14 protein-coding genes and 1 pseudogene are annotated in these 18,052 nt (G+C 71.0%); 12 read left to right on the top strand and 3 right to left on the bottom strand.

What is annotated here, in order from left to right:
• Positions 1-67 precede the first annotated feature (67 nt).
• Positions 68-556 (bottom strand): YfbM family protein, encoded by a 489-nt coding sequence (locus LPA41_RS32550; RefSeq protein WP_229074949.1) that lies wholly within the window; start codon positions 554-556, stop codon positions 68-70.
• A gap of 59 nt (positions 557-615) precedes the next feature.
• Here LPA41_RS32550 and LPA41_RS43360 point away from each other — a divergent pair, with 59 nt between their 5' ends.
• The 7 genes and pseudogenes from LPA41_RS43360 to LPA41_RS32515 all read left to right on the top strand — a co-directional run bounded on the left by LPA41_RS43360 (position 616) and on the right by LPA41_RS32515 (position 6,983).
• Complete coding sequence (locus LPA41_RS43360) at positions 616-1,014, top strand: universal stress protein (RefSeq protein ID WP_374238233.1); 399 nt, start codon at positions 616-618, stop codon at positions 1,012-1,014.
• Between the two features lie 129 nt (positions 1,015-1,143).
• Positions 1,144-1,194 (top strand): annotated as a pseudogene (locus tag LPA41_RS32540) (hypothetical protein); the annotation flags it as partial.
• A gap of 76 nt (positions 1,195-1,270) precedes the next feature.
• A complete protein-coding gene (locus LPA41_RS32535) occupies positions 1,271-1,426 on the top strand; it encodes a helix-turn-helix domain-containing protein (RefSeq protein WP_229074948.1) in 156 nt (51 codons plus the stop codon).
• Between the two features lie 428 nt (positions 1,427-1,854).
• Positions 1,855-5,142, top strand: a complete 3,288-nt coding sequence (locus tag LPA41_RS32530; protein WP_229074947.1) for an RHS repeat-associated core domain-containing protein — start codon at positions 1,855-1,857, stop codon at positions 5,140-5,142.
• Positions 5,143-5,182: 40 nt separating this feature from the next.
• On the top strand, positions 5,183-5,386 hold the full coding sequence (locus LPA41_RS32525) for a hypothetical protein (protein WP_229074946.1): 204 nt from the start codon (positions 5,183-5,185) through the stop codon (positions 5,384-5,386).
• 217 nt (positions 5,387-5,603) lie between these two features.
• Positions 5,604-6,233 carry a YdcF family protein gene (locus tag LPA41_RS32520; RefSeq protein WP_229074945.1) on the top strand — a complete coding sequence of 210 codons (630 nt, stop codon included), beginning with the start codon at positions 5,604-5,606 and terminating at the stop codon, positions 6,231-6,233.
• 30 nt (positions 6,234-6,263) lie between these two features.
• Positions 6,264-6,983 (top strand): glycosyltransferase family 2 protein, encoded by a 720-nt coding sequence (locus LPA41_RS32515; RefSeq protein ID WP_229074944.1) that lies wholly within the window; start codon positions 6,264-6,266, stop codon positions 6,981-6,983.
• 148 nt (positions 6,984-7,131) lie between these two features.
• Here LPA41_RS32515 and LPA41_RS32510 read toward each other — a convergent pair whose 3' ends face one another.
• Both LPA41_RS32510 and LPA41_RS32505 read right to left on the bottom strand, forming a co-directional pair.
• Positions 7,132-8,055, bottom strand: coding sequence for an acetyltransferase (locus LPA41_RS32510; RefSeq protein ID WP_229074943.1), 924 nt, complete (start codon positions 8,053-8,055; stop codon positions 7,132-7,134).
• A gap of 276 nt (positions 8,056-8,331) precedes the next feature.
• A complete protein-coding gene (locus LPA41_RS32505; protein ID WP_229074942.1) occupies positions 8,332-8,997 on the bottom strand; it encodes an AbfB domain-containing protein in 666 nt (221 codons plus the stop codon).
• Between the two features lie 410 nt (positions 8,998-9,407).
• Between LPA41_RS32505 and LPA41_RS32500 the strand changes: the two genes are divergently transcribed.
• The 5 genes from LPA41_RS32500 (at position 9,408) to LPA41_RS32480 (ending at position 18,039) form a co-directional block, all read left to right on the top strand.
• The gene (locus LPA41_RS32500; RefSeq protein WP_229074941.1) at positions 9,408-10,460 is read left to right on the top strand and encodes a multicopper oxidase domain-containing protein; all 1,053 of its coding nucleotides are present in this window, start codon (positions 9,408-9,410) and stop codon (positions 10,458-10,460) included.
• Entirely contained in the window at positions 10,457-14,335 is a 3,879-nt protein-coding gene (locus LPA41_RS32495) for a ThuA domain-containing protein (RefSeq protein WP_229074940.1), read from the top strand. Before LPA41_RS32500 ends, LPA41_RS32495 begins: the two co-directional genes overlap by 4 nt.
• On the top strand, positions 14,332-15,786 hold the full coding sequence (locus LPA41_RS32490; protein WP_229074939.1) for an OmpL47-type beta-barrel domain-containing protein: 1,455 nt from the start codon (positions 14,332-14,334) through the stop codon (positions 15,784-15,786). The genes LPA41_RS32495 and LPA41_RS32490 overlap by 4 nt, the downstream gene beginning before the upstream one ends.
• Positions 15,787-15,796: 10 nt before the next feature.
• A complete protein-coding gene (locus LPA41_RS32485; protein ID WP_229074938.1) occupies positions 15,797-16,759 on the top strand; it encodes a hypothetical protein in 963 nt (320 codons plus the stop codon).
• A gap of 83 nt (positions 16,760-16,842) precedes the next feature.
• A complete protein-coding gene (locus tag LPA41_RS32480; protein WP_229074937.1) occupies positions 16,843-18,039 on the top strand; it encodes a cysteine desulfurase-like protein in 1,197 nt (398 codons plus the stop codon).
• The last annotated feature ends 13 nt before the right edge of the window (positions 18,040-18,052 follow it).

Below are 18,052 nucleotides of genomic sequence, written 5' to 3'. Positions count from 1 at the left end.
GGCCCCAGCTGCGGCGCCCCCATCGTCGTCACCGCATCCGCTACCGGAGCGACCTCGCACGCCCGGTCTAGGCGGCGGTGAAGATTACCGGCCGTCCGGCGGCCGCCGCCCGGGCGTAGAACTCTCGGACATCGACGAAGTTCGTCCAGGTGTAGTCGAAGTCCGCGGCGTCCCGAGCGCCGTCATAGTCAGGATCGTCGATGGCGTCGAACCGGCGACGAAACCAGGCCGGGTCCACGGCTTGAAGGGCCTCGGACACGTCACGGACCTGCGACGCGGCCAGGTGGACGACGTAGTACTCGTCGTGCAGGTGGCGTCCGCCGAGCACGGCGTGGGACAACGGGTACTCGCCGCTGTCCGGATCCAGTGTGCCCTCCGCCAGGCAACGGTGAATGGCGTCCCATGCCCTGTCGGTGTCGACCCTGAGCGTGGCGTCGCTCCACGATTCCTCGAGGTCCTCAAGGATGTCGGCCACCTCGTCGTTGTCGTCGGCGGCGAGGAGCGATTGTTCCTGCTCCGGTGTGATCGCGAAGTAGACACCCAACACGACGGGCATCTTACGTTCCGACCGGTCCTGAGCCGTCCACGCGAAGCCATGGGCGCGCGTCCGCGCGGGTGCACCTTGCCGGTCGTCGGCAATGTAAGCCCGCTGCGCTGTCCGGGATCGCACGCTGCGTTCGCGGCGGCTGCCCGGCAGACTGGAGCCATCAGCGGGTCGGCTCGCTCGCCGCCGAGCAGCGATCCCGGTTACCGGAGGGGCCTCGCCAGCGCCCGCAGCTATGCACGTCACGCACCCTGCCGGATCGGCTGCGGGTGGACCGCGGGCCTTTTGCCATCAGGCTCGATGGATCCGATGGCAGAGCGCCGGCGACACCCCTGGCTGAACTGCTCGTCGTCGGGTCCCGTGGCCTCGGTGGGTTCGGCGGACTGGTCATGGGATCGACGAGCCGGGGCCTGATCGAGCACGCGCCGTGCCCGGTGATGGTGGTCGGGCCGGCACCCGAGGCGGCCTGACAGCTGCCGCACCCGCTGCGCCCGGCGCACGGGAACCAACTGTTTGAGGAGGGTGAGACGACATGGTCGCCAGGAGAACGCCGGTCCGTGCCGTCGGGCCGGGACGTCACCGACGACCTCGGGCGGTTGATGCACGACCAGCTGCGCCGGTTGCCGCGCGGCCGGCCCTGGCGCATCGCGGTCGGCCGCCCCCATCCCGGCCTCTACGGCATCGCCCGCTCCTACGAGGAAGCCCGAGACCGCGAAGCGTATCCACGTGTCCGTCCGGACGGTGACCTATCGGCTGGAACGCGTCCGCGCCCTCACCGGCTACGACCCGGCCGACCCCGCTCACCGCTTCACTCTGCAGGCCGCCGTGCTCGGGGCGCGCGCCCTCGGCTGGCCCGAACAGCCCCTGCCCGCCGCCGACTGAGCCCACGGCCGGCCCCGAGCCGGACGGCCGTTGAGGCACGCCGTCCCCGGGTGATGAGGCTGATTGACGTCGTTCTGAACTCTGCGACAACGACAGGCGAAGTCTAGGAGGCACAGATCCGCACGGGGAGCCGGTGCCCGGCGACGGCATCTCCCCCAACGACTATTTGCCTTCTAGCAAAGATCTGCCGGGCTCGCATGTCGAGCAGCACCTGATTGCGGGTGGCGAGAAAACGAAGCGGCGGTCCGTTTTGGACAGACGCAGCGTGCCAAGGTCATGTCGCTCAGTGATGGGCGTGTATACGGGGACGGGGAATCAGCAGCTCTTCACGGTCGGCTCGCGCGCTGCGCGGGCCGGCTGATTCACCGTGCCCGGGTACCGCTCGCCGCAGGGCTTCATCTGCTGCGCAGGGTCCCACGGAGGAAGAGTTGGCAGCTCGAAGTATCAGATTGTCCATCGCCGGATTGACCGCGCTGGCCGCGGTGATCGCAGTGCCGCAGCCGGCCGTCGCCGCGCCCCCACCGGCTCCGTCGACCGCTGAGAAGGACCGACCGGCGCAGCCGGCCTCGCCCGGCTCGGGCAAGAAGATCGCGCTCAGCACGTCGTCGGCGAAGGCGAGCCTGCTCGCCGGACCGGTGTCGGTGCCGAAGGGCACCGGGCCCGCGCGCAACGCGACGTTCACGTCGTTCGCCCTGTCCGACCGGGTGAGTCTGGACGTCAACGTCGGCTCGGGCAACCTGCTGGTCCGTACCACCGACATGACACTGCCGGGGCTGGAGGACGACCTCGTCCTGGGCGCCGCGTACAACAGCCTGTTCGTCGGCTCGGACATCCAGTCCGGATCCTTGGGGCACGGCTGGCGCACCCGCTCCGGCATCGACGTCAAGCTGATCAAAGCGGACGACAACTCGGTCACCTACGTCGCGTCCGACGGTGTGGTCGGCCGGTTCGTCAAGACGAGCACGGGCTACACCTCGCCGAGCGAGTTCAAGGCCACCCTGGTCGCCGACGGCGCCGGATGGAAGCTGACCGAGCACTCGAGCGGGCGAGAGCAGTACTTCACCTCCGCGGGTCTGCTGGACCGCACCCTGGACCGCAACGACAACGTCACCGACTACACCTACGATACGGCCGGGCAACTGACCTCGATCAAGTCCGATCGCGGCTCGGCGGACGCCCGCACCGTGCAGGTCTACTACCACGCCAACGGCAAGATCGAAACGATCAAGCAGTTCGTCAACGGCAGCGCCGCCCGGGGTATCGGCTACTTCTACGACGCCGCCGGCGACCTGGCCGGCATCGCCACCGGCACCGGCCGCTGGACCGGGTTCAGCTACGACGCGCAGCACCGGCTCACCGCGATCACCAGCGGTGTCCTGGACAGCGCCGGCGACACCGGCGCCACCACCCGGCTGACCTACGACTCGGCGCACCGGGTGACCTCGGTGACCCGCGCCTACGACTCCGGCGGCTCCACCGGTGCGACCACCCGCTTCGCCTACCCCTCGGCGACCGAGACTCTGGTTGCCGACGCGAACCAGGATCTCACCCAGCCGGTCGCCGGCGTGCCCCGCACCACGTACACCATCAACAGCGACAAGCGGGTCACCAAGGCCGTCGACCCGGCCGGCAAGGAACGCAAGAAGACCTACACCCCCTTGCACGACGTGGCCTCGGCCACCGACGCCCTCAACAACACCTCGTCGAACACCTTCGGCGCGAACAGCGGGCAATCGCTGACCACCTCGTCGTCGGCGACCGGGTCGAAGACCACCTGGGCGTACGCGAACGCGCCGACCTCGGCGAACCCGACCGCCAACTACCAGCCGTCCTCGTCGACCGACACGCAGGGCAACGCCAGCGCGTTCACCTACAACGGCGCCGGCAACAAGCTGTCGTCCAAGGACGCGCTCGCTGCCGAGGCCAAGGTCGAGTACAACAGCGACGGCACCGTGAAGAAGTCCACCGACCCGGGCAACGGCACCAACGGCACCACGTACGTCTACAACGGTGACAAGCAGCTCACGAAGCTGACGCCGCCGACGGGCAACAGCCTCGGCGCGCGTGACTTCACCTACGACTCGTTCGGCCGGATCCGCACCGCCAGCGACGGCGCCGGGCGGGTCGCCACCTACGAGTACGACCTCGATGACCGCATCGTCGGCACCTGGTACTCCGACTCCACGACTCCGGTCACCTACAGCCACGACGGCGCCGGCAACATCACCCAGCGCCAAGCCGCGGACGGCGCGCGCACCTTCACCTTCGACCGCCTGAACCGGCCGGTCGGCCGCTACGACCACCAGTGGTACGGCTACGACCCGGTCGGCAACCTGATCCACCTCGTCGACGAGCGGGGCAACACGTACTACGAGTACAACTCCCGCAACCTGCTCACCAAGGCCACCGCGGGCAGTGCCGTCTACACCTTCGTCAACGACGACGAGGGACGCCGCACCCACACCCGGCTCAGCGTCACCAAGTCGACCCCCACCCCGCAGTACGTCGCCGAGACGCAGAACGCCTTCGACAAGTCGGGCCGGCTCACCCGGACCACGACGAAGCGCTGGCAGAAGGTCAACGGCACGGACACCGCGTCCACGGTCTACGACGTGTCCTATTGCTACGCCAAACGGGTCGGCACCGCGGCCTGCTCCACCGTGTCGGCCGACGACACCGGGCTGCGCCAGTGGCAGACCGACCACCACCGCGCCGGTGCGGTCACCGTCTACACCCACGACAAGGGCAACCGCCTGACCAAGGCGGCCAACTTCAACGGCAAGACGTACGACTACACCTACGACAGCAACGGCAACCGCAAGACCTCCACGGTGGACGGGGTCAGCGCTCAGGCGTTGACGTTCAACTCGGCCAACCAGATCTCCAGCAGCGGCTACACCTACGACGCCGCCGGCAACCAGACCAACGGCTCGGCGACCCGGTCCGCGACGTACAACGCGGCCGGGCACACCACCAGCAACCAGAACGCCTCCGGCGCCACGACGAGCTACCACTACGCCGGACCGGACCAGGTGGAGCTGTCGTGGACCGACGGCGCACACGGTGAGGGCTGGTGGTGGGGTCTCAACGCCGAGTACGGCCAGCCGGTCGTGCAGTCGTACACCACGAGCAACTGGACCAAGTGGCACTACATCGAGCGTGACGACCGCCAGAACCCGCTCGGCACCCGTGTGCACGAGAGCGGCGGCGAGCGCCACTTCTTCTACGTCCTCGACGGGATCGGCTCGGTGGTCGGCCTCGTCGACGACAACGGCGCGCTGGCGGGCACCCGCTCCTACGACCCGTACGGCAAGGTCACGGCCACGGTCGCCAACGCCGCGGAGATGAACGAGACCGTGCTCGGTTACGCCGGCGGCCTGGCCAACGGTGACCTGACCAAGTTCGGCAAGCGCTGGTACGACGCCAACACTGGTCGCTTCACCCAGCAGGACGCGCTCACGTTCCTCGCCGACCCGGCGCAGGGCAACCGGTACGCCTACGCCGCCGGAAACCCTTGCGACTACACCGATCCGACGGGCCTGAAAACGGGTAACAACCTCGCGGACGCCTGCATCGAGGGAGCTGCGGGCGGTCTCGTCGCCGGTGCCATCGGCGGCGCGTTCGCCGGGCCCAAGGGCATCGCCGTCGGAGCCGCTCTCGGCGCCATCGGCGGGTGCGCCGGAAAGGGCATCGAGCAGGCTATGGAAGATTCCTGATTCTGTGCCGCATTGACCGATCGAGACCGAAGGTGCGCTCATGACGACCAGAACCACACCCAACACGTCCTTGCTGGTGACCCTTTCCGTCGTCGCGTTCGTGGTCGCCGGCGGGCTGCTGGCGGCGCTGTCCGCGGATGTCTTCGGTGAGGGCAGCAGCGGACTGGTGCAGTCAGTGATGATCGGATTGTTCATCGGAGGAGCTGTTCTGCTGGTCATGACGCTTCTGCGCCGCCGGCGCTGATCCGCCGTACACGGTGATCGGGTGGGTGCTGCCGCGGCGGCCCCACCCGATCGTCTGCGTACTCGCGCAGGTGCTGCCCCTGGCTCGCCGTCCGATCGCGGCCGGTCACGGCGGGAAGCAGCACCCGGTCCTGATCATGGAGTTCGGGCGCCCGGCGTAGGCTCGTGGGTCTGCCCTCGCCGGCGGTGGCGACGGGACGGCCGGCAAGGGTGGTGTGATGGCGTCAGCAGCGGTCCTGCTGGTGTTCGGCCGCGGCGTCCACCGGGCCCGGCACGGCTGGGACCTCACCGGGGAGAGCCTGGAGCGGGTGCGGGCCGCGCAGCGGTACGTCGTCGAGCACGCCACCGGCCCGGACCGCCCACGGGTGATCTTCACCGGCGGGTGGGCCGAGGCCGCCGACGGGGCCGAGCGGCCACCGGACGGCGAGCGCGAGGGTGACCTGATGCTCCGGGCCGCGGTGGCCGACGGGTTCGACGCCCGCGCCGATCTGCACGCCGAGACGCGCTCGCGCAGCACCCTGGAGAACCTGCTGCACACCGTGCAGGACGGGCTGCTGGCCGGGTACGAGTTCGACGCCCGGCACCCGCTGGGCCTGGTCACGCACGGCTGGCACCTGCCCCGGGTGCGGTTCCTCGCCGGGAAGGTCCTCGGGCTGCGCGGCCCGGCGCTGCTGGACATCCCGGCCCGCGGCGGTGAGCCGCACGACGAACGGCTGGTGCTGCTCGCCGCCCGGCTCGGTTTCCTCGGCACCCGGCGGCCCGAGGTGCTGCTGCGCCGGGAACGACGACTTGTCACTCTTCTGCGTGATGCGGGGCGGACGGGGTACGGGCGACGCCCGGTGGGGTAACAGCCCTCGCATCGTCGCAGGCTCAGGGAGATGACGTTGAAGAGTGTCGTGCTGCTACCCGTACACCGGCCCGGAGATCAGTTCGTGGTGTTGCTCGACGACCTGATGCGGGTGGTCGATGATGCGGCGAGCGTGGTGGTGGTCGACGACGGGAGTGGTCCGGCCGCCGACGCGCTGCTGGCGAAAGTCCGTGAACGCGGCTGCACGGTGCTGAGGCACCCGGTCAACCGGGGCAAGGGCGCCGCGCTCAAGACCGGTTTCCGGTACGTGCTCGCGACGCACCCCGGCCGCGATGTGCTCACCGTGGACGGTGACGGCCAGCACGGGATCACCGACATCCGCGCGCTGGACGGGCGCGCCGGGCAGGGGCGGATGGTGCTGGGCGTACGCCGGTTCGATCGCATGCCGCCGCGCAGCAGGCTCGGCAACTTCGTCGTCCAGTGGCTGTTCCAGGCGGTCACCGGCCGATCGGTTTCGGACACCCAGACCGGATTGCGGTGCTATCCCGCGGCGCTGCTGGAGCGGTTCGCCGCGGTGCCGGGGGAGCGGTTCGACTACGAGATGAACGTTCTGCTGGCGGCCGTGGGCAATGGCTGCGGTTTCGACGAGGTGCCGATCGAGACGACGTACCTCGACGGCAACAGCGGCTCCAACTTCCGAGGGCTGGCCGACTCCACGCGGGTGCTCGGCTCCCTGGTACGCCACGCCGTGACGGCGCCGGGCATCGGCAGCGGGACCGCGGCGCGCTGACGGCCGCGCCGGGCTTCGGTGAGGTGAGCGGGCCGCACGGGGTTTTGGTGAGGTGAGCGGGACGCGCCGGGCTTCGGTGAGGTAAGCGGGCCGCGCCGGCGGCCGCACCGGGTCTGGAGAACCGGTGCGGCCACCGGCCGGCGTGCGGTCAGCCGGCCGGGACGAACGTGATCCGGGAGCGCACCGGCCGGAAACCGGCCCGTTCCAGCGCGGCCACCACCCCGATGCGGTACGCGTCCACGTCGGCCACCACCTCGGCGGCGCCACCGGCGTGCAGCACCGCGACGACGTCGGCGAGCAGTGCGTCCAGCGCGTCCGGGTCGGTCAGGCCGAGGTAGGCGACCATCGGGTAGCAGACGTCGCCCGCGGCCGCCGCGAGCCCGACCGGTTCCCCGTCGCGCAGGGCGATCCGCCAGGTCTGCGGTGGGCCGGGAACCCACGACAGCGGGTCGGTGGCCAGGTCCACGCCGGCCACCGCCCGGGCCGTCTCCGACCCGGTCAGGATCTGCGGTGCGGCGTTCCGGGCGACAAGCGAGGTGATCTCCGTGCGGTCGGTGGCGGGGCGGACGGCATACCGCCCCGGTGGCATCGGGACATCCGTGCCGGCCGGATCTCCGTGCCGGTGCACCGCGCTGCTCACCTTCGGCGTACCGGTCCAGCGGAACCGCAACCGCTCACCCTGCTCGACCAGCCCGGCCAGCCGCGCCGCCGCCATCGGTGGCCGGGCCGCCGGGTTCTGCCGCCAGTCCGGTGGCATCGCGGCGTGGTAGAGCGTCGGACCGCCGAACGCGGTGTGCGCGGCCCGCAGCAGCTCGGCGCCCACGTCGGGCTCGTCGCTCAGGTCGAACCACTCCAGCCAGGGCCGGCCGGCCGCACCCGGCGGCAGCACCCAGGCGGCCCGGGCGACGACCCGGCCGCCACGCAGGGCGACCCAGGTGTGCTCCGGCCGGTAGCCACCACCGGCGAGGCCGTCGGCGTAACTGTTCTTCGGCACGTCGGGCAGCGGGTCGGGCATCGAGGTGAACAGGCTTTCCTCACCCGCGACGAGCGGGCGGACGACCAGATCGGTCATGGCGTGATCCTTCGGCAGCGAAGCGCCCGGTCAGACCCGCGAAGACGCCGGTGTGCGGGAAGGGCGCAGAACATCGGACATGGTGTTCTGACCTCCTTCCAGCTCGTCGGCGTGCCCACAACGTACTCGATCGTCTCCGGGGCAGACAATCCGCAGGACAAAGGACGCGGCGTTGTTGATCTGCTGGCGCTACGAAATCGCTGTGATCATGGGGGTGAAACCGCGATTTCGGACCGCCAGCAGATCAACAACGGTGTGGACCCGGCGCCGGCCGGTTCAGGTGCCGGGCTGGACCGCGAAGGTGGACTCGGCGTCGTCGCCGCTCGGCTTGTCGATGTAGAGCGAGTCGTCGTCGCGGCGGTGCACCAGGTGCTCGGGGTAGTTCTTCGAGCGCAGCCGGAACGTTCCCGCGTCGGCGCCGGGTCCCGGGCAGAAGGTGGCGTCGGCGCGGAAGAGGTCCGAGTCCTCGGAGGCGTCGAAGCGCAGCCGGTAGTCGAAGTGGCGCAGGTACCGGTCGTCGCCGGTGCGGAACGAGAAGCAGGTGTCGTCGGCCAGTCCGGCGACCGCGGTCAGGGTCGCCGGGTCGATGGGGGACATCGTGGCGACGTCGTCGCGCACGCTCAGATGGGTTTCCGGTTCGCCGGCGGGGGAGAGCAGCCACGACCCGGCGGCGAGTTGCGCCGGTGCCGGGGCGGTGCTCACCGCAGAGGCGGCGGGCGCGGTCACCACCGGTGACGTGGGCGCGGTGGCCGCGGCCGCTGCCGGTTTGTCGGCGCTGCCGCCGGTGGTGTTCCAGGCCAGGTAGCCGACGCCGAGCACGGCGACGACCCCGGCACTGACGGCGGCGATCAGGGTGCGGGGGAGCCGGGCCGGTACGCCGTCGCTGACGTCGACGCCGCCACGCCCGTACACGGTGCCACCGGGGCGGGCCGGGTCGGTCATCGATGCGCTCCTTCCGCTGCGGCCGCCGCCGTCGGCGGCCCGGAGGATCTTAGCCAGTGCGGAACGGGGCCGTTCATCGTGCTGGAAGCCCGCTTTTACGTGGTGGTCTGCGTCAATGTGTATCGGCTGAAAATGGGCGCGCTCCCACGATGGCTTTCCTTTAAGAAGCCTTTACTTCCATTGATGAGAGTCATAGATTCGTCACATCGGACCGAAGTTTTGATTTTTCCGACAAAAGTTGGTGACACGCACAACGCCTGCCGGTAACAGTCGGCCCGGCGTGGCAGGGCCGTGGACGAGAACCGGCGCCTGCCGAAACGCGCATGCGTTCACGGCATGCATCCATCGCAGGCACCGAAGTCTCACGACACCAGGCGTCCCGGCGTGGCCGGGAGCGCCGGAGGACGCGCATGGACGACAACGTTGTCAACGGGGACCGGCAGCAGGTCCGCAGGAGGTCGCTGCTCGCCGCGACCGGAGTGCTCGGGCTGACCGGGGGCGCGGTCGCCCTCAGCAGGGGTGAACCGGCGCGGGCAGCGGCGGGCGTCACCAAGAAGCTCACCATCTATGCCGAGGCGCTGCCGGGCGGGCTGATCGGTTACGGGCTGACCCGCGGCGGCGCGACAGTGCCGGGGCCGGTGCTCGAGATGTACGAGGGGGACACGCTCGAGATCACGCTGGTCAACACGACCACCCAGCGGCTGTCGATCCACCCGCACGGCGTCGACTACAGCACCGACTCGGACGGCTCGCCGTTCAACGACAGCTTCAACGAACCCGGCCAGACCCGGACGTACGTCTGGCGTTCGCACGAGATGACGGCGGCCGCGGGGCGCCGGTTCATGCCGGGCAGTGCCGGTTACTGGCACTACCACGACCACGCCCTCGGGACCGAGCACGGCACCGGCGGGCTCGCGAAAGGACTGTACGGGGCACTGATCGTCCGGCGGCGCGGCGACCTGCTGCCGGACAAACAGTTCACCGTCGTGTTCAACGACATGCTCGTCAACAACAGGAGCGCGCCCAACACCCCGATGTTCGAGGCGAATCTCGGACAGCGCGTGGAATGGATCGCGATCGGTCACGGCAACCTGTTCCACACCTTTCACCTGCACGCGCACCGGTGGGCCGACAACCGCACCGGAATGCTCGAAGGGCCGTCCGACCCCAGCCAGGTCATCGACAACAAGGACCTCAACCCGGGCAGCTCGTTCGGCTTCCAGGTGCTCGCCGGCGAGGCCGTCGGGCCGGGCGCGTGGATGTACCACTGCCACGTCCAGATGCACTCGGACACCGGGATGGCCGGGATCTTCCTGGTCCGCAACGCCGACGGAAGCATGCCGGCCGGCGCCCAGGAGGCGATCGACCGGTTCCACGGCCACCAGCACCCCGCCACCGGCGACACCGCCGGGCCGGGCGCGACCGCGGCACAACCGCACGCACACGAAGGGACCGGCTCATGAGACCCCGGCGCATCACGGCAGCCGTACTGGCCGCGCTTCTGACCCTCGGCGCGGCACCGCCCCGCGAGGCCACCGCCACCGCCCCCGCCGCGGCGGCGGCCGACCCCGGCGTCCTGGTCTTCTCCGGTGCGGCCGCCGCCCAGCAGGACCCGGTCACGCGCGCCGCAGCCACGATCGAAGATCTCGCCGCCGCGCAGGGCCTGACGACCACCACCAGCACCGACCCGGCCGTCTTCACCGCGAGCAGCCTGGCCGCGTACCGTGCCGTGGTCTTCCTCTCCGCCGACGGCGTCACCCTGACCGCGACCCAGGAAGCGGCGCTGAAAGCGCACGTCAACGCCGGCGGCGGGTTCCTCGGCATCGGCGACGCGGGGCGCGCCCAGCTGGACTCGACGTGGTTCACCGGCCTGATCGGCACCCGCCCGGCCGGCGCGATCCCGGCGGCGCACCCGGTCGCGACGGTCACCGCGAGCGGCGAGAACCCGCCGAACGAGACGCGGGCCAAGCTCGCCGACGGCGACAGCGCCACCAAGTGGCTGGTGCGCACGTCCACCGCGTGGGCCGGCTACGAGCTCGCGGCACCCGCGCGGATCACCGGGTACGCGTTGACGTCCGCGAACGACTTCCCCGGACGCGACCCGAAGGACTGGACGCTGCAGGGTTCCGCCGACGGGCAGACCTGGACCGACCTGGACCGCCGCACCGGGCAGACGTTCGCGGACCGGTTCCAGGTCCGGCGCTTCGACATCGCGAACCCGGCCGAGGTCAAGTTCTACCGGCTGAGCATCACCGCGAACGCCGGCGAACCGCTGATCCAGCTCGCCGACCTGCGGCTGTTCATCGCGACCACGGAGACGCCGGCACCGCCGGCGGTGAAGCGGGGCGTCGTCGACATCCTCGACCGGGAGCACCCGGCCACCAAGGGCCTGCCGCGGACCGTGGCGCGCGAGGACCGCTGGTACGGCTGGGACCCGAACCCGATCGGCACCGTGCACACCCTGGCGCAGGTCGAAGGCCAGACCAGCCCGTTCCACCCGGTGTCGTGGTGCCGTGACTACGACGGCGGCCGCTCCTTCTACACCGGCATGGGACACACCGAGGCGGCGTACGGCGAGGACGCGTTCCGCAAGCACCTGGCCGGCGCGCTCGGCTGGACCAGCGGCATCGTGCGCGGCGACTGCAAGGCCACGATCGCCGCGAACTACAGGGTGGAGCGGCTGACCGCGGCGAACAAGACCGGTGAGCTCGACCAGATCGGCGAACCGCACGGGCTGACGATCGCGCCCGACGGCACGGTGTTCTACGTCGGCAAGGCGGCCTGCCCGAGCGGGCCGGTGGTCAGCTGGGACAACCCGGACGTCGGTCTGGGCTGCGGCACCATCCACGCCTGGGACCCGGGCAGCAAGCAGGTCAAACTGCTCACCACGCTGCCGGTGATGGGCAACCGGGGCAGCGGCGACGAACTCGTGAAGAACGAGGAGGGTCTGCTCGGCATCGTCCCGGACCCGAAGTTCGCCGACAACGGCTGGCTCTACGTCTACTGGATGCCGCACGCGTCCATCGACCGGACCAAACGGATCGGCCAGCGTACGGTGTCCCGCTTCACCTACGACCACGCGGCGCGCACGATCGACCAGGGCACCCGCAAGGACCTGCTGCAGTGGCCGGTGCAGATCCACAGCTGCTGCCACGCGGGCGGCGGCATGGCCTTCGACGCCAAGGGCAACCTGTACGTCGGCTCGGGCGACAGCAACTCCTCGCAGGGGTCGAGCGGTTACTCCGGCAACAACTGGACCGCCGAGTACGCCGGTCTGTCGTTCCAGGACGCGCGGCGCACCTCCGGCAACACCAACGACCTCAACGGCAAGATCATCAGGATTCACCCGGAGCCGGACGGCACGTACACCGTCCCGCCGGGCAACCTGTTCCCGCCGGGCACCGCGAAGACCCGGCCGGAGATCTACGTGATGGGCGTGCGCAACATCTCCCGCCTGCAGATCGACCCCGAGACGCAGTGGCTCACCGCCGGCTGGGTGGGACCGGACGCGTCGGCGCCGAACCCGGAGCTCGGGCCGGCCAAGTACGAGACCGCCACCATCATCACGGAGGCCGGCAACCACGGCTGGCCGTACTGCATGGGCAACCGGCAGCCGTACCGCGACCGCAGCAACACCGACGCCTCGGTGCTCACCGGCTGGTACGACTGCGACAACCCGAAGAACGAGTCGCCCCGCAACACCGGCCTGGTCGACCTGCCGCCGATCAAGGACAACATGATCTGGTACGCGCCGGACGGCGGCGGCCCGGTCTTCCCGAAGCGGCCCGGCAGCGACATCCCGACGTACAACGCCGCCGACGCCACCTACACCCAGCCGTACCTGCGCGGCGGCGGGCAGGCCGTGATGTCCGGCCCGACCTACCACCGGGAGCTGGCGGACCCGGCCAGCACCGTCGCCTGGCCGTCGTACTGGAACGACAAGTGGTTCCTCGGTGACCAGTCGAACGCGGCGAACCGGGTCGCGGTCACGGTCGGTGAGCCGGGCAAGCCGCCGGTCTTCGCCGAGTCGCTGCGCACGATCATCCCGGCCGGCGGCGGCGCGACGCAGCTGCAGTCCTGGATGGACGCGAAGTTCGGGCCGGACGGGGCGCTCTACCTGCTCGACTACGCGGGCGGCTTCTTCAGCCTGCACCCGAACCAGAAACTGATCCGGATCACCTACCAGGGCGGGGCGGCGACACCGGTCCCGGCCGCCAGTGCGGTGGCGGTGCAGGACAAGCCGCTCACGGTCGCCTTCAACGGCTCGCGCTCGGGCGGGGTGAAGTGGCAGTGGAACTTCGGTGACGGCGCGACGTCGACCGAGGCCGACCCGCGGCACACCTACGCCAAGGTCGGCGAATACCAGGCCACGCTGACGGTCACCTACGCCGACGGGACGACCGCGGTGGTCCGGGCCACCGTCACGGCCGGCTGCGTGGTGGCGGATCCGGCGGGCACCGTACGCCTGGACGCCTCCGACACCGGCGTCGCCAACCGGGTCGTCGGGCAGGGCTGCACCGTCGACGACCTGATCGACGACGAGAGCACGTGGTCCACCCACGACGCGTTCGTCCGGCACGTCGACCTGGTCGCGGGCCGGTTGCAGAAGGACGGCGTGCTCAACGGCCGGGAGGCGGGCGCGCTGACCAGGGTCGCCGCGGCCTCGCCGATCGGCCGGCCCGGGCACACCGGTTACGTGTCGCTGTTCAACGGCACACCGGAGTCGCTGCGGGACTGGGTGCAGGCGCCGAGCGGGCAGTTCACCCTGCAGCCGGACGGGTCCCTGCGACCCAGCGGCGGCCTGGGCATGCTTTACCACACCAAGCCCGTCAAGGACTTCTCGCTGACCCTGCAGTTCCGCGACGTCGCACCGGGCACCACCCGGGGCAACAGCGGGGTCTTCACCCGCTTCCCGGACCCGCGGATCCCGCTGGACCAGCGGCCCGAGGGGTGCAGCACCACCGGCTCGGCCAGATCCTCGCAGGCCTGGGTGGCGATCTACTGCGGCCACGAGATCCAGATCTACGACGGCGAGACCGGGGAACCGCAGAAGACGGGTTCGGTCTACAACTTCGACCCGAACCCGCTGAGCGCGGCCGGTGTGACGGGCAAGAACGTCTGGAACACGTACGAGATCAAGGTGGTCGGCCAGCGCTACACGATCATCCGCAACGGCACCGTCATCAACGAGTTCGACAACACCCCCGGCAAGCAGTCCTCGCGGGCCGGGGACCCGCCCACCGACCTGCGGCAGTTCACCGAGGGCCTGATCGGCCTGCAGAACCACGGCGACGCCGACCTGGTCGAGTTCCGCGACATCCGGGTGCGTGCGCTGTGAGAAGACTGCTGCTGATCCTGGCCGCCCTGCTGCTGCTGGCGCCCGCCGCGCCGGCGGCCGCGGCCCAGACCCTGACCTGGACCGCCGACAACGACGTGACCCGCTTCAAGTCGGCGCCGGCCACGGCCGCCGCCGGTGCCACCACCATCGTGTTCGAGAACAGTGAGGCGACCGGCAACACCACCGGCATGCCGCACACGCTGACCTTCGACACCTCCACGCCGGGCTACAACCACGACGTCACGCTGAACATCCTGGCCAACCCGTTCGACGCGACCGGCGGCCGGCACGAGGCCACCGTCACGCTCACCCCGGGCAAGTACCGCTACTTCTGCGCCATCCCCGGGCACGGCACGATGGTCGGCGAGTTCACGGTGACCGGTGGGGGAGGCGAACCGGACACCACCGCGCCGACGGTGAGCGCTCAGGCCGCCGGCACGCGGAACGACCAGGGGGCGTACGTCGGGACCGCGACGGTCACGGTGACCTCCTCCGAACCGGGCACCATCGAGTACGCCCTCGACAGCGGCGCCTTCCAGCCGTACACCGGGCCGGTCGCGGTGACCGCCGCGGGCGAGCACACGATGCGGTACCGGGCCACGGACGCGGCGGGCAACACCTCGGCGGTGGGTTCGCTGGCCTTCACGGTGGTCGAGTCCGGGCCGGCGGAGGACACCACGCCGCCGACGGCGCGGATCCAGCTCGCCGGCACGCGGAACAGCGCCGGGGCGTACGTGGGGACGGTCACCGCGACCGTCAGCGCCACCGACACCGGGTCCGGGGTGGCAGGCATCGAGTACCAGCTCGACGGCGGGACCTGGACGGCGTACACGTCCCCGGTGGTGATCAGCACGCCCGGCGCGCACATGCTGCACTACCGGGCGAGCGACAACGCCGGCAACACGTCCGCCGAGCAGATGTCGCACTTCACCGTGGTCGCGGCGCCCGAGCCGGACACCACGCCCCCGGTCACCGCGGCCCAGGTGGCCGGCGACGGCACCGCCACGGTGACGGTCACCGTGACCTCCTCCGAGCCGGGCGTCATCGAGTACGCCCTGGACAGCGGCGCCTGGACCCGCTACTCCGCTCCCGTCGTGGTCACCGCCGCGGGCGCGCACAGCGTGAAGTACCGGGCCACCGACGCCACCGGCAACGTGGCACCGGAGAAGTCGGTGACGTTCACGGTGGCCGGCTCCGGCGAGGACGCGTGCCCGGGATCGGACATCCGCGACACGGTGATCATCGACGGGTTCGACACCGGCGTCCCCAACGACGACACCGGCAACGGCTGCACGGTCAACGACCTGGTCGCCGAGAACGCCGACTACGCCGACCACGCCGCGTTCGTCCGGCACGTCGAAGCCGTCACCGCCGCGCTCGTCACCCGCGGCGCACTCACCAAACGGCAGCAGGGCGCGATCGTCCGCGCGGCCGCCCGATCCTCTCACTAGGGAGTACGCCATGCTGAAACGAACCGCCGTCCTGGCCACCCTCTCCTTCGCCGGCCTGTTCGTCGCCGCCCCGGCCGCCAACGCCGCGCTCGTCACCCACTGCGTCGGCACCGGCGGCGCGGTGACCGTGCCCAACGACCTGTACGTCCCGGCCGGCGAGTCCTGCGCGCTCACCGGCACGATCGTCACCGGCAACGTCAGCGTCGCCGCCGGCGGCAACCTGGTCGTCAGTGGCGGCAGGTTCGCCGGCGACGTCCGGATCGCCGGCAACGGGTACTTCGACGCCTCGAGCACCGAGGTCGCCGGCCCGGTCGTGCTGGCCGCCGGGGGCTACGGGGTGTTCCTGAAGGACGCCACCAGCGGGGCGGTCACCGTCCGTGCCAAGGGCTCCACCACCGTCGACAGCTTCCTGTACGCCGAGGACAGCACCATCACCGGCACGGTCAACGCCCAGGCCGGGGAGGTGCAGGTGGACCGCACCTCGGTCGAGGGCAACCTGACCAGCACCGGCACCTACTACACCGACGTGCACGACTCCTTCGTCGACGGCACGCTGTCGGTGCTCAACAGCGCCACCGGCAGCGTCGTCTGCGGCAGCTCGGTGCGCGGCAAGGCGACCTTCGCCGGCAACCTGGGCGGCGTGCAGCTCGGCCCGAACGGCGCGCTCGACTCGTGCGCGTCCGGTGGCTTCTGGGGTCGCGACGTCAGCGTCACCAGCACCACCGGCGGCGTCACCATCGACGACAACATCATCGACGGCGCGCTGACCGCCACCGGCAACACACCGGTCGCCAAGATCGCCGACACCAACCGGGTGCGCCGCGGCGTCGTCACCGACCCGGCTCCGGCCGCGTCCGCCGCCCGGTCCGCGGCCCGCTTGCAGGTCACCCGCGACGACGACACCGCCAAGGCCGGGGCCCGCCGCGCCGAGGCCGTGCAGGAAGCCCGGGTCGCCGGTCCCGCCGACCTGTGAGCCGCACCGGGCCGGCATCCCCGCCAGGATGCCGGCCCGGTGCCCGGTGATCGCCGGCGGAACCCGGCGGGCAGACTGTCCGCATGGTGATCGACTCCGCGGCTCTGCGCGCCCACTTCCCGGCCCTCGACGACGGCGTCGCGTACTTCGACGGGCCCGGCGGCACCCAGACACCCCGCCCGGTCGCCGAGGCCATCGCGGGGGCGATGCTGCGGCCGCTGTCCATCCGCGGCACGAGCACCGCCTCCGAACGCCACGCCGAAGACCTCGTCGCGCAGTTCCGCGCCGCCTACGCCGACCTGCTCAACGTGCCCGCGCAGGGCGTGGTGCACGGCCGCAGCGCCACCCAGCTGACGTACGACTTCTCCCGGCACCTGGCCAAGGCGTGGCAGCCCGGCGACGAGATCGTGCTCAGCCGCCTCGAACACGACAGCAACGTGCGGCCGTGGATCCAGGCGGCCGAGCGGGCCGGGGTGACAGTCCGCTGGATCGACCTCGACGGCGTGTCGCTCGACCTCGGCTCCTACGAACGGGCGCTGTCGCCGCGCACCCGGCTCGTCGCGGTCACCGCCGCCTCCAACGTGCTGGGCACGGTGCCGCCGGTGCGCCGGATCGCCGACCTGGCACACCAGGCGGGCGCGCTGGTCTACGTCGACGGGGTGCACTTCGCGGCACACCGGCTCGTGGACGTGCCGGCGCTGGGCGCGGACTTCTTCGTCTGCTCGCCGTACAAGTTCTTCGGCCCGCACTGCGGGGTGCTCGCCGCGGCACCCGAGTTGCTGGAAGGCTTGCGGCCGGACAAGCTGCTGCCGTCGAGCGACGCCGTGCCGGAACGGTTCGAGTTCGGCACCCTGCCGTACGAGATGCTCGCCGGCGCCACCGCGGCCGTCGACTTCCTCGCCGCGATCGCGCCGGGCGCCGGCACCGCCCGCCGGGAGCGGCTGGCCCGGTCGTTCGCGGCGGTGCACGAGCACGAGAGCGGCCTGCTGGCCCGGCTGGAGCAGGGGCTGGGCGCGTTGGGGGAGACGGTGACGGTGCACTCGCGCGCCGCCGACCGGACCCCGACGACGCTGCTGAGCCTGGCGGGCCGCAACGCCCAGGACGCCCGGATGCACCTGGCCGGGCGGGACGTCTTGGCGCCGGCGGGGTCGTTCTACGCGTACGAGCCGTTCACCGCGTTGAAGCTGCCCGACCCGGCGCTGCGGGTCGGCCTCGCCGCCTACAACACCGCCGACGAGGTGGACCGGTTCCTGACCGGCCTCGCCGACTTCCTGCGCTGACCCGCGCGGGCCC

Source organism: Actinoplanes sp. DH11, from assembly GCF_020873875.1.
In the GTDB taxonomy this organism is placed as follows: Bacteria; Actinomycetota; Actinomycetes; order Mycobacteriales; family Micromonosporaceae; genus Actinoplanes.
This window is presented reverse-complemented; position numbering and strand designations above follow the sequence as displayed.

Coding starts and splice junctions, on each gene's coding strand:
- LPA41_RS32505 (WP_229074942.1), bottom strand. CDS start 8,997: ATGACCGACCCGGCCCGCCCCGGTGGCACCGTGTACGGGCGTGGCGGC.
- LPA41_RS32510 (WP_229074943.1), bottom strand. CDS start 8,055: ATGACCGATCTGGTCGTCCGCCCGCTCGTCGCGGGTGAGGAAAGCCTG.
- LPA41_RS32500 (WP_229074941.1), top strand. CDS start 9,408: ATGGACGACAACGTTGTCAACGGGGACCGGCAGCAGGTCCGCAGGAGG.
- LPA41_RS32485 (WP_229074938.1), top strand. CDS start 15,797: ATGCTGAAACGAACCGCCGTCCTGGCCACCCTCTCCTTCGCCGGCCTG.
- LPA41_RS32525 (WP_229074946.1), top strand. CDS start 5,183: ATGACGACCAGAACCACACCCAACACGTCCTTGCTGGTGACCCTTTCC.
- LPA41_RS32480 (WP_229074937.1), top strand. CDS start 16,843: ATGGTGATCGACTCCGCGGCTCTGCGCGCCCACTTCCCGGCCCTCGAC.
- LPA41_RS32550 (WP_229074949.1), bottom strand. CDS start 556: ATGCCCGTCGTGTTGGGTGTCTACTTCGCGATCACACCGGAGCAGGAA.
- LPA41_RS32520 (WP_229074945.1), top strand. CDS start 5,604: ATGGCGTCAGCAGCGGTCCTGCTGGTGTTCGGCCGCGGCGTCCACCGG.
- LPA41_RS32515 (WP_229074944.1), top strand. CDS start 6,264: ATGACGTTGAAGAGTGTCGTGCTGCTACCCGTACACCGGCCCGGAGAT.
- LPA41_RS32495 (WP_229074940.1), top strand. CDS start 10,457: ATGAGACCCCGGCGCATCACGGCAGCCGTACTGGCCGCGCTTCTGACC.